This window comes from Epibacterium ulvae, from assembly GCF_018678075.1.
Lineage (GTDB): Bacteria > Pseudomonadota > Alphaproteobacteria > Rhodobacterales > Rhodobacteraceae > Epibacterium > Epibacterium ulvae_A.
Map to the genome: position 1 here is coordinate 1 of NZ_JAHHIR010000093.1, position 11927 is coordinate 11927.

At 57.0% G+C, this 11927-nt stretch carries 9 protein-coding genes and 2 pseudogenes; 4 read left to right on the top strand and 7 right to left on the bottom strand.

What is annotated here, in order from left to right; translation table 11 throughout:
* Nucleotides 1-166 precede the first annotated feature (166 nt).
* The 4 genes and pseudogenes from KMP13_RS18440 to KMP13_RS18455 all read right to left on the bottom strand — a co-directional run.
* Nucleotides 167-1425, bottom strand: a pseudogene (locus KMP13_RS18440) (ISNCY family transposase); the annotation flags it as partial.
* Nucleotides 1426-1550: 125 nt separating this feature from the next.
* Nucleotides 1551-2339, bottom strand: a complete 789-nt coding sequence (locus tag KMP13_RS18445) for an ATP-binding cassette domain-containing protein (RefSeq protein ID WP_215267443.1) — start codon at nt 2337-2339, stop codon at nt 1551-1553.
* A 2-nt stretch (nt 2340-2341) separates the two neighbouring features.
* A complete protein-coding gene (locus KMP13_RS18450) occupies nt 2342-3466 on the bottom strand; it encodes an ABC transporter permease (RefSeq protein ID WP_215267444.1) in 1125 nt (374 codons plus the stop codon).
* Nucleotides 3467-3550: 84 nt separating this feature from the next.
* The gene (locus tag KMP13_RS18455; RefSeq protein ID WP_215267445.1) at nt 3551-4498 is read right to left on the bottom strand and encodes a sugar ABC transporter substrate-binding protein; all 948 of its coding nucleotides are present in this window, start codon (nt 4496-4498) and stop codon (nt 3551-3553) included.
* A 179-nt stretch (nt 4499-4677) separates the two neighbouring features.
* On the opposite strand from KMP13_RS18455, the gene KMP13_RS18460 reads away from it, so the two are divergent.
* Nucleotides 4678-5676: a LacI family DNA-binding transcriptional regulator gene (locus tag KMP13_RS18460; protein WP_215267446.1), complete on the top strand. Its 999-nt coding sequence runs from the start codon at nt 4678-4680 to the stop codon at nt 5674-5676.
* Nucleotides 5677-5678: 2 nt separating this feature from the next.
* On the opposite strand, the gene KMP13_RS18465 is transcribed toward KMP13_RS18460, so the two are convergent.
* From KMP13_RS18465 to KMP13_RS18475, 3 genes are read right to left on the bottom strand one after another with little or no spacing between them, the layout of a single operon-like run.
* Nucleotides 5679-6812, bottom strand: coding sequence for a Gfo/Idh/MocA family protein (locus tag KMP13_RS18465; RefSeq protein ID WP_215267447.1), 1134 nt, complete (start codon nt 6810-6812; stop codon nt 5679-5681).
* An 11-nt stretch (nt 6813-6823) separates the two neighbouring features.
* The gene (locus KMP13_RS18470; protein ID WP_215267448.1) at nt 6824-7717 is read right to left on the bottom strand and encodes a TIM barrel protein; all 894 of its coding nucleotides are present in this window, start codon (nt 7715-7717) and stop codon (nt 6824-6826) included.
* 16 nt (nt 7718-7733) lie between these two features.
* The gene (locus KMP13_RS18475; protein WP_215267449.1) at nt 7734-8837 is read right to left on the bottom strand and encodes a Gfo/Idh/MocA family protein; all 1104 of its coding nucleotides are present in this window, start codon (nt 8835-8837) and stop codon (nt 7734-7736) included.
* Between the two features lie 122 nt (nt 8838-8959).
* Between KMP13_RS18475 and iolD the strand changes: the two genes are divergently transcribed.
* The 3 genes and pseudogenes from iolD to KMP13_RS20720 form a co-directional block, all read left to right on the top strand.
* Nucleotides 8960-10828, top strand: a complete 1869-nt coding sequence (gene iolD, locus KMP13_RS18480) for a 3D-(3,5/4)-trihydroxycyclohexane-1,2-dione acylhydrolase (decyclizing) (protein ID WP_215267450.1) — start codon at nt 8960-8962, stop codon at nt 10826-10828.
* Nucleotides 10828-11808 (top strand): PfkB family carbohydrate kinase, encoded by a 981-nt coding sequence (locus tag KMP13_RS18485; protein ID WP_215267451.1) that lies wholly within the window; start codon nt 10828-10830, stop codon nt 11806-11808. The genes iolD and KMP13_RS18485 overlap by 1 nt, the downstream gene beginning before the upstream one ends.
* Nucleotides 11809-11822: 14 nt before the next feature.
* Nucleotides 11823-11927 (top strand): annotated as a pseudogene (locus KMP13_RS20720) (5-deoxy-glucuronate isomerase); the annotation flags it as partial.

Consider the following 11927-nt stretch of genomic DNA (forward strand, 5'->3'; position numbering starts at 1 on the left):
CTCAATCGTCAGACAGGTTCGCCAGATCTCAAAATCCACACCGCCAAAGTCAGCGCACAACAACCGCAGCAAGCGCCATTGCCGCGCCAGCGGCTTCGTCCTGGCCGCAATGCGGCCACTCACTCCCCGCCTCGGTCTCGGGCACAGCCCTTTTCTACAGGAGCGATCTATAACCCATCTTCTCTGAGTTTGTCCGCACTTTGGGCTTGGGGGGCGCTTTCTCTTGCATCTCCTTGATATGCGACAGTACGGCGCTGAGCCGCTTGTTCTCGGTGATCGCAGCAAGAGTGACGCGCTGGTCCATATCAAAGATCCTGTAGGGCAGGGCTTGGCCTTTCCAGCGCACTTCAAACCGGCCATTGACAAAGAGAAAAGTGTCCACATATTTGCCAACTAGAGCAGGCGACAGATCGTTCTTTGCCAGCATGATCCGCTTGCGATTATAAGAAAAGGTGAGCTGCCTTCCGACATAGCGGTTCTCGCGCCAGCACAGCACGTCTGCCAATCGCGCCGGTTCCACATTCAGAGCCCGGTGCGATTGTTCGGTTTGACAGGAGCCTAGGAAAATTTTCCGTTGAAACGGTTTTGAAGTCTTCAAGAAAGGCATTTCTGGCCTCCATATCGGAAATACCCGCCAGTCGCATCTCTTTGACCGGCCGATCCTGAAGTGTGCGGTTTGCACGTTCAACCCGGCCCTTGGCCTGAGAACTATTTGCGCATAGGTTCTCGATATTCAGTTCATTCAGCGCGCGCCAAACTGGGTCATTCCAGCGCCGTTTTTGGCATCTTTTCTGGCGACTCTGAACACGATGTGTTTGTCGCTGTAAAAGGCCACCCGACGATCATGCTGAACCAGATACCGTTTCAGCGCTTCAGAATAGCTGAAGGTGCTTTCCGATGGGACAAACCGCAACTCCCCAAGGGTGCTGGTGGCGTAATCAATGAAAACAAGCAGAGTACAGGGCGGCGCGCGATCCTCTAACCAGCGGTGATCTGGATTTATTCCCCAAAACACTCCCGGCGCAGGCGCGGTTGATGGAACGTCCGGCGCTGTTTGCGCGACAGGCAAATGCCACCTGCAATCATCCATTTGCGCAAAGTCTCGCGCGATACATTGACCCCGTGATGCTCAGTCAACTGCTCAGCCGCCAATGTCGGGCCGAAATCCGGCTAGTTCTCTTTGATCAAGCTCAAGGTATAGTCGCGTTTGGCTTTGTGGATCCGGTTATTCGGAGGCTTGCCGGGCGCCTTATGACGGATCGATGATGCGCCGTCCTGGCGATATCGCTTCAACAGTCGGAAGATTTGCCGACGCGTCAGGTCCAGCAGGTTCGCAGCGTTATCAATTGTCAACTGACCATCGTCGACCTGCGCCAAAACTTCCACGCGGTTCCGCTCGCGCTCGCTCATGACCACCCATCCTATGTCCACATATCCTCGCTAAAACACACGAGGATAGTGACACTTCTGCTTTGCTTATGGGTGACATTACTGCTTTGCGGCTACAGTGTTCAGTCGCGTAATCAGTGTTATGTTATTTGTGAGCGCAGCTATACAGTGCCGCCGAGGCTACCTTCGAGTTCGACCAACTCTTGTCCGCCAGCCATCAAGTCCTGCAGCTCTTCTGGCGTGATCTCACCACGTTGCGCGGTTCCCAGCGTTTTGCCGCGGTTCAACACGGTGAACCGATCGCCGACGGCCATCGCGTGACGCACGTTGTGGGTGATGAACACGACCGCAATTCCCTGTTTTCGTACCTTGTCGATAGTGGCCAGAACATTTGCGGTTTGGCGCACACCCAAGGCCGAGGTCGGCTCATCCAGGATCAGAACCTTGGCTCCGAAGTGCACCGCGCGAGCAATCGCAACGGTTTGCCGTTCACCACCTGACAAGGTACCAACCGCTTGATCGGGACCCCGCAGGTTGATGCCCATTTTGCGCATCTCATCCATGGTGACCATATTGGCGTAGTCATGGTCGAACAGTTTCAACGGACCAACGCTTTTGACCGGCTCATTGCCCATGAAGAAGTTGCGGCTGACGGACATCAGCGGGATCATTGCCAAATGCTGGTGCACGGTGGCAATCCCGGCCGCAATGGCATCGCGGGGATCGGCAAAGTGCATTTCTTTGCCTTCGAACATGATCTCCCCATGGGTGGGTTTGTGAACACCCGACATGGTTTTGATGAACGTCGACTTCCCGGCACCGTTGTCGCCCAACAGGCAGTGGCATTCGCCGGGGAACACATCGACCGAGACACCGGCGAGCGCGATCACGCTGCCAAAATGTTTCTCGATGTTCTGCATCTTGATGATCGGCGTTTTATCGCTGCTCATGATCAGCGCTCCCCTGTGATGATGCGACGGATGTAGGTGTTCAAGATCACAGCACCCAACAAGATAATGCCCAGGAACACGCGGAACAGTGAGCTTTCGACGCCAGCAAAGAACAGACCCTGTTGCACCACGCCAAAGATCAGCGCGCCAAGGGCAGCCCCCAAAACCGAGCCATAGCCGCCCGTCAACAGCGCGCCACCGATCACCACGGCGATGATTGCTTCAAATTCCTTCAACAGACCACGGTCTGCGCCGGCCGAACCAAACTCCATCACCTGACACACGGCAAAAACTGTGGCGCAGAAGGCGGTGAACATGAACATCAGAACCTTGACCTTGTTCACCGGAACGCCAGAGTTGCGCGCCGCTTCGGCGTCGCCGCCCGCTGCAAAGATCCAGTTGCCGAATTTGGTCTTGGTCAACAGGATATGGCCAAAAATGATCAGGATTGTCGCCCAGATGATCAACATCGGGACACCGTCCACAACGGGCTGGCCCTCACGGCTGCCTCGGGTGAAAGTTGCAATCAGACCCGCATCGCCCAGCCATTGGAACAGACCGCCCAGGATCTTGCCGCCAAAGACCGGCGCCAGCCAGTCGCCCTCAGCCGCGTCCTTGATCCCGCCAATAATGGTTTTGCGTTCAATGGTTTGCGGCAAAAAGATGGTAAAGCCGCGTAGGATGAACAAGAAGGCCAGTGTCACGATAAAGCTTGGCAATCCGGTGCGAATGACGATGAACCCGTTTAAGGCCCCGATCATGGTGCACAGGACAAAAGTGACCAGGATTGCCATCCAAACAGGCCAGCCCAGTGTGACCGCAAAGATCGCGATCATCATGCCGGCAAAACCGATCATCGAGCCAACCGACAGGTCAAACTCGCCCGCGATCATCAGCAGACAAGCGCCCACCGCAATGATCATGAATTGCGCCGAAACAATCGACCAGTTCATGGCGCCTTGGGCGCTGAACATGCCGCTGTCAAAAGCGAACAAAAGGAAGAAGGTGAAAACCGCAATAGTGCCAACGATACCGCCGAGTTCGGGGCGGATCAGCGCCTTGCGTAGGGCCGAGATTTCTTTGATACGTTCGTCGGCCACGGGGGTGGATTGAGCTGCTTCGCTCATGACAGCGCCCTTTCGCAATACTTGCAATGTGCCTGGATGGGATCGGGCGTCCGAGGCATGACGGACACCCGCAAGTTTCAGGAATTAACGGTATTCGCCCGCGAATTCTTCGATCTTGGTCAGACCGTCCGCAGTGACAAAACCGGGACCCGAGTTGATGTTGTTGCCAGGCAGAACGCCATAACGGTGGTAGTTGGTCATCACAACAACCGGCAGATAGGCCTGCAGGAAGGGTTGTTGGTCGATGCCCCACTCGATGGTGCCAGCTTTGATGCCTTTGACGATTTCACCGCCCAGATCAAAGGTGCCGAAATAGATGTCACCGGCCATGCCGTTCTCTTCCAGAGCCAGCAAGGTGGGATCGGCAGAAACCGGACCCAGGGTCAGAACCGCATCGGTGTCCGGGTTAGCAGACAAATAGGCCAATACGCGGTTTTTGATCTCGGACGGATCTTGGCCCGCGTCGATCATCTGGGTACCCAGTTCGATGCCAAGACCATCAGCAAAACCCTGGCATCGCTCGGAAGAGGACGGCTGCACGATGTAGTGGTTCACACATAGGAACGAACCGATGCCGTCGCCTTTGGCACGCAGACCAGCGGCGTAACCTGCATCATACTCGGGCTGGCCCACATACATCAGCGCGCCCAGGTCACGGGCGATTTCGGGTGAGCCGGTGTTCATGATGATCACGTCCACACCGCTGTCGATCGCAGATTGGATCGGGCCGCTCAGGATGTCCGGATCGGCCAAGGTGGTGATAATACCGTGCGGGCCGGATGCCGCAGCCTGTTCAATAATGCGCGCCATATCCGCAAGGTCGCCGGTCGGCGGGTTGCGGTATTCAACTTCTACGTTCATCTGCTCCCCTGCGAGGGCGATGCCGTTTTTGATAGTGTTCCACCAGCTGTCGCTGTCTGGCGCATGGCTGACCAGAATATATTTTTCGCCTTCGGCCACGGCGGTTGTTGCCGCGGCCATCGGAACCATAGCGACCGTCGCCATTGCGAGTGTCTTAACAAATGAAATCATTCTTTCCTCCCGTGTCGCGCCGCCTCCATGCGGCGTTTGAGGCAAACCGCCCCGACGACTCGAGATAAACACATCTCAAATAGTTTTGCAACCGGTTGCAAAACGGTGGCGAACGTTTCATGCTGAATGGAATTGAAATCCGCGATAAGTCTTGCGTACTCAGTTTCGGGAATAGGCAAATGGTTGTCACGCTAAAAGAGGTCGCCGAACGGGCTGGTGTGTCACGTTCTGCCGTATCGCGGACTTTTACAGATGGGGCTTCCGTCTCTGACAAGATGCGGCGCAAAGTGGAAAAAGCGGCACGCGATTTGGGGTACAGCCCCAACGCATTGGCATCATCGCTCACGACGGGGCGAACCAAGCTGATCGGGCTGGTCTCCAACAACTTTCACAACCCGATTTTCCTGCAAGTCTTTGACCAATTCACCCGTGGCCTTCAGGAGCGGGATCTGCGCCCCTTGTTGGTGAACCTCTCGAATGAGACCAACCCCGAAGCATCCGTACGCATGTTGCGCCAATACAGCGTGGACGGCGTTGTTGTGGCCTCCTCCACCCTGCCCCCATTGTTCGCCAAAGCCTTTCGTGAGGCCGACATCCCGGTGGTGCATTCCTTTGGCCGATCCTCTTCTGCCCCGGAAGTGCATGTGGTCGGCATCGACAACGTGGAATGCGGACGTATGGCCGCGCGCGAACTTGTCCGGCGCGGCTACAAGCGGGTGGCGTTTTTGGGTGGCCCGGAGGTTGCGACCTCCACCCAGGATCGATTTACCGGGTTCATGTCAGAAATGGCGGCCCACAAGGACATCAAAACCACCTATAGCTTTGCGCAGGCCTATTCATTCCAGGCAGGCCGGCGCGAGATGTTGCGCCTGTTGAAAGACACCCCGGCCGAGGCCTATTTCTGTGGTGATGACGTGTTGTCGATCGGGGCTTTGTCGGCGATCGAAGACAGCGCCTATAGCTGTCCGCAAGATATTGGAATCATTGGGTTGAATGATATGGAAATGGCCCAGTGGGAAAGCATCAACCTGACCACGATCCATCAGCCGATCCGGGAAATTATCAATTCGTCGATTGAGCTGATGGTGGCGATGCTGGACACGCCCAACCGCTATCCTGAGGCGCGGATTTTCCCGTGTTCCGTGGTTGAGCGGGGCACATTGCGCCCCGCCCCCTAAGCTTACCGGAACATCGGCGGACGCGCGTCCACCCAAGCCCCATTTTGTTTTGCAGAGGCAACTGCATTGTGGACTGCGGCCATCGATCGCAGACCGGCTACGGCATCCGGAAGGCCGGTACGAACCTCGCCCCGGATGACATCGGCCAGATCGCAATAGATATTCGCCACCGCCAGCGGGAAGCCTTCGGGGTGGGCGATGGACACCCGGCAAAGACGTTGAGCATCTTCGTGCAGTCCGCCCTCGCCTTTTTCAATGATCTGCGTGCGCCCGCCCACCGGGGTATAGATCAGCTGGTTGGGCTGCTCAGACGCCCACCGCAGACCACCGGTTTCGCCAAAGATCTGGATGTCGAACCCATGCTGGCGACCGATCGCTACCGAAGACGTCCACAGACGCCCGACCGTGCCGCCGCTCATGCGGAAGTTCACCATAGCATCATCTTCCAGCTCGCGGCTGGCGATGGTGGAGGCGAAATCAGCGGACAGTTTTGCGACCTCGTCATTGCAGATAAAACTGGCCATATGCAGCGCGTGAATGCCGCAATCGGCAAACTGGCCGGAGACACCCGCCATCGCCGGATCATACCGCCAACGCACACGGGGGTTGTCCGCGTCTGTTGCATCACCGTGGTGGCCGTGACTGAAGTTGGTGACAACCAAGCGCACTTTGCCGATCTCACCAGTGGCGACCATCGCACGGGCCTGACGCACCATCGGATAGGCCGAGTAGCAATAGTTCACCGCGCAGATTGTCCCTGTCTTTTCAGACACTCGCACGATGTCTTCGCCTTCCTCAACAGTCATGGTCATCGGCTTTTCACACAGCACGTTGAACCCGGCCTCAAGGAAGGATTTGGTGATCTCAAAGTGGGTGGAATTCGGCGTTGCAACCGTTACCAAATCAACCCGGTCTTCGCGCCCTTTTTCGCCCGCCAACATCTCGGTCCAATCGCCATAAGCACGGTCCGCAGCAACACCCAGAGTTAGGGCATATGCGCGGCCCGCATCGGGGCGATGGTCCAATGCGCCAGCGGTCAGTTCAAAGCGTCCATCTGCAAGCGCACCCAGACGGTGCGCCGGTCCGATCTGGCTGCCTTCGCCGCCGCCAATCATACCCCATTTCAATTTGGTCATGGCCGTATTCCTCAGTTAAATTCAATAGATTCCAAAAATTCGCGGTTCTTGCGGGCGTCGCCAACAGGATCGGGATCCAACAGCGGGTCGCAGTCTTGCTCGACCGTACACCAACCGGTGAAGCCCGCATCCAACAGCACCTGACGCACCGCCTTGAAATCCACGTCGCCGTCGCCGAGGTTGCAGAAAATACCCTGACCACAGGCATCATAAAACCCGGTGCGGTTTGCGATGACTTCGGCTTTTACGCTCGGTGCGATGTCCTTGAAGTGCATGTAAGAAATGCGATCCGCATTGCGCTTCATAAAGGCGACCGGATCAAATCCCGCATAGGAATGATGGCCAGTGTCAAAACAGATTTTGAGGATCTTTTCGTCGACCTCATTCAACAGGCGATCCAGCTCTGGCTCGAAATCCATAAAGCCGGCGGCGTGGGCGTGAATGCCAACGGTCAACCCGTATTCTTCGGTGCCGATACGCGCGGTCTCGGCAATGCGGTCGCGGTAGGCGGTCCACTCGGCCTTGCCCATCTGCTCAGCCTCAGAAGCGCGGCCAGCAGTGGGTGCCCGACGCGGTGAGATCGAGTCGATCAGCACCATATGTTCGGCCCCATGTGCCTTGAGCGCGCGGGCGGTGCGGTGGGTCGCATCCAGCACTTCGTCAAAGGCGGCGGGGTCGTGATAGGGGCGGAACACCACGCTGCCGATCAGTTCCAGATCATACTCGGCCAGCGCATCGGCCAACTCAGCAGGATCTTCGGGCATGTAGCCAACGGGGCCAAGCTCGATCCCCTTATATCCGGCTGCAGCGCACTCCTTTAGAACGCTTTTCCACGCAGGATTGCGGTCGTCATCTGCAAATTCGACACCCCAGGAGCAGGGTGCATTTCCGATTCTGATTGTCATCACTTCTCTCCGATGCTCAGAAACTGTTGAGATCTTTCCAGCTGCCATCCTCGTTAGAAGCATGGGCAGCGGTGACGACACGATTGACATCGTGACCGTCGCGGAATGTGGGCCAGACCGGCTTGCCGGTCTCAATCGCGCGCAGAAAATCACGCGCTTCGATAATGATTTGATCCTGATAGCCGGTGCCATGGCCAGGCCCCTGGCAAAACGCGACGTAATTTGGATGTGCAGGTCCAGTCAGGATCTTGGTAAAGCCACGGGTGGCTTCGGGTTCATCCATCCGGTACAGCCACAGCGCGTTCTGATCTTCTTGATCAAAGCGGATCGCACCTTTTGTTCCCGTGATTTCATAGGCATAGCCCATCTTGCGCCCGGTTGCGACGCGCGAGAAATACATATGACCCATCGCGCCGTTTTCGAAACGGCACATCATCTGGGCCTGATCATCATTGGTGACGGTGCCGCCGGGGCGATCTTTGTGAACGGTTTCAACTTGGGCTGAGAGTTTGGCAATCGGCCCCATCAACGCCAGGGCTGCATTGATCATGTGTGGAGCCAAATCGCCCATGGTGCCATTGGCCATGCCGGTGGTGCGCCACGATGCCGGCTCTTTTGGGTCGGAATAGAAATCTTCGGTGTGTTCGCCGCGAAACCAGGTCACATCGCCGATCACACCATCCGCGATCAGCTGGCAGGCGAATTGGCTGGCCGGGGTGCGGATATAGTTAAAGCCAACCATATTGGGCGCACCAGATGCGTCGGCGGCAACTACCATTGCGGCGCTGTCGTTCAGTGACGCGCCCAGGGGTTTTTCGCAGAACACCGGTTTTTTAAGGGCAAAGGCGGCTTCGGCAATCTCACGGTGGGTTTCTTGTGGAGTTGCAATCACCAACGCGTCGACTTTGGGGTCATTGACCAGCACACGCCAATTGTCCGTAGCGCGCTGAAACCCATAGGCCGCGCGATAGCGTTCGGCGCTCTCCGTGCTGGAGGCTGCAACCATTTCCAAACGGGGTCGCAGGGTGGGATTAAACACTGGACCCACAGCCGCCATTGCCGCTGCGTGGGCCTTCCCCATGTAACCTCCGCCAAGGATGCCGATCCCAATTTCCGTCATGCTTGCGCCCTCCCCTCAAAAATTTATTTTGCAACCGGTTGCAAAACTAGTATCTTGAGAATCAAATCCGCGCAAGCTGCATTCGCTGCTGCGACAAAAATTCCGGAAGGGTCGCTTGAGATATGACGTCACCACAGGACACCGTTCGCCTGACCACCGCGCAGGCTATAATTCGCTGGCTTACCAATCAGTTCATCGAAATCGATGGGGAAGAACTGCGCCTGTGCGGCGGGGGATTTGGCATCTTTGGCCATGGCAATGTCACCTGCCTGGGTGAGGCGTTGAACACCGTGCACGACGCGCTGCCACTATACCGTGGGCAGAACGAACAAAGCATGGGATTCGCAGCTGCTGGCTATGCCAAACACTGGCTGCGTCGTCGCTTTATGTTCTGCACCGCAAGTGCTGGCCCCGGCACCTCAAATCTGGTCACCGCCGCCGGGCTGGCGCATGCGAACCGTTTGCCGATTCTGTTGCTGTGTGGCGATACCTTTATCACGCGTCTGCCCGACCCGGTTTTGCAACAGATGGAGAATTTCAACGATCCCACCTTTGGGGTGAATGATGCGTTTAAACCGGTGGTGCGCTATTGGGACCGCATTTGCCATCCGGCGCAGATCATCCAGTCCCTGCCGGCAGCGATTGCCACCATGTTGGACCCCGCCGATTGTGGCCCTACGTTTTTGGGTCTGCCACAGGATGTGCAGGGTTGGGCCTATGACTATCCGGTCAAGTTCTTTGAAAAACGGGTGCACCGTATTCGTCGCCAATCACCGGATACGGTAGAAATTGCAGATGCCATCGCGGCGTTGAAATCCGCCGAACGCCCTATGATCATTGCGGGTGGCGGCGTGCAGTATTCTGGTGCAGTGACCGAACTGACAGCCTTTGCCGAGGCGCATCAAATCCCGGTGGTCGAAACCATCGCCGGGCGCGCCAATATGGTCGCCACCCACCCGCTAAACATCGGCCCGGTTGGCGTCACAGGGTCCGACAGCGCCAATGCAATTGCTGAAAAGGCCGATGTGATTTTGGCCGTTGGCACTCGGTTGCAAGATTTCACCACCGGCTCGTGGACGGCATTTGCCCCTGACGCACAGATTATCGGTGTGAACGCCGCTCGCCATGATGCGGCGAAACATATGTCGCTGACGGTTGTGGGTGATGCCAAGCTGTCGCTCAACGCATTGGCCGCTGGGTTGGAGTATGAAACGCCAACGGACTGGGTCGCCTTTGCAAAGGCTGCGCGCGTAACATGGGACGGATGTGTCGCGGAAAACGTGGCCCATGGCGGACGTTCCAATTCCTATGCGCAGGCAATTGGTGTTGTGAACGCAATGTGTGACGACCGTGACCGGGTTGTCGCCGCCGCCGGAGGCCTGCCGGCCGAGGTGACCGCCAACTGGCGCACCAAAGACGTCGGCACAGTGGATGTCGAATTTGGCTTTTCCTGCATGGGGTATGAGCTGGCCGGCGCCTGGGGTGCCCGTATCGCGCAGGCCGAACAGGAACCCGACCAAGACACCATCACCTTTTGTGGCGATGGGTCATATATGATGTTGAATTCAGACATTTATTCTTCGGTTTTGAGCCAAAAAAAGATGATTGTTATGTTGATGGACAACGGTGGATTTGCGGTGATCAACAAGCTGCAGAACAACACCGGCAACGACAGCTTTAACAATCTGCTGGCCGACTGCCCAACAATCCCCGCACCCTTTGGCGTGGATTTTGTCGCCCATGCGGCGTCGATGGGGGCCACCGCGGAAAAGGTCGCAAACCCGACCGAACTGGGTGAGGCATTCAAACGCGCCAAGGCTAGCGACAAGACCTATGTGATAGTAATGGACGTCGACCCCTACGAGGGTTGGACCGCCGAGGGGCACACTTGGTGGGAAGTTGGCACGCCGCATGTCACCGACAATGACAAGGTGCGCGCGGCGCATGTTGATTGGGAATCCTCCCGCAATAAACAGCGGAAGGGCGTGTAATGTCTGTATTGATTGACGGCATCAAAGGCAATCGTTTTGCGGTATTTGGACGGGCGGGCATGGATATGTTTGCCGACCCCATTGGCACCAAAAGCGAAGACGCCACCCAATTTCGCGCTGACCTTGGCGGATCATCGGCCAATATCTGCGCAGGCCTAGTCAAATTGGACAGCCAGGCGGCGCTCGTCACCACCGTGTCGGATGACGCGGTGGGCCGGTTTTGTGTCAACCGGTTGCAGGATTTCGGCGTTGACACATCGTATGTGCGCGCCATTGGCGGCGAATATCGCAACTCGCTCGCAGTGTATGAAAGCTGCATCGAGGACTTCCAGAACGTTATCTATCGCAACGACGCGGCTGATTTTCAAGTGACCAAGGCCGACATGGACGCCGTCAACTATGGCGATTTCACTGCCTTGATCACGGCCGGCACCGTTTTTGCCGCCGAACCCTCGCGCAGCGCGACTTTTCGGGCGTTTGAACATGCGCGCAATACCGGATTGCCGGTGATCTTTGACATTGATTACCGCCCCTACAGCTGGCCCTCGCCCGACGTTGCAGCAGATGTGCTGTCGCGCGCGGGTGATGAAAGCGATCTGATTGTCGGCAACGATGAGGAGTTCGGGTTTATGGCCGGCGGGATCGAGAAGGGGTTGGATAAGGCCCGCGAACTCGCCGCCTGTGGCAAGATGGTGATCTATAAAATGGGCCACGAAGGCGCGATCACATTGGTTGATGGTCACGAGACCCGCACCGGCATCTATCCCGTCACAGCCGTAAAACCCAATGGCGCCGGCGACAGCTTTATGGCGGGGCTTCTGGCCTCAGTCGCGGCGGGATGTGACCTGCGCGATGCGGTGCTACGCGGATCGGCCTGTGCGTCGATTGTCGTGTCCAGCGCGGGCTGTGCCGGGGCCATGCCCACAACTGCCGAGCTTGAGGCTTTTTTATCCTCACACGCCGGTCCCACAGATACCTAACAAGGAACTCACCGATGCATATCCCCCCTTTTGACAATCAAAACAAACCCATCGTGGATGCAGAGAGTGAGCTGGTTCCGCTGAACTATTTCAACATCATCAAACTGACCAAAGGCGAG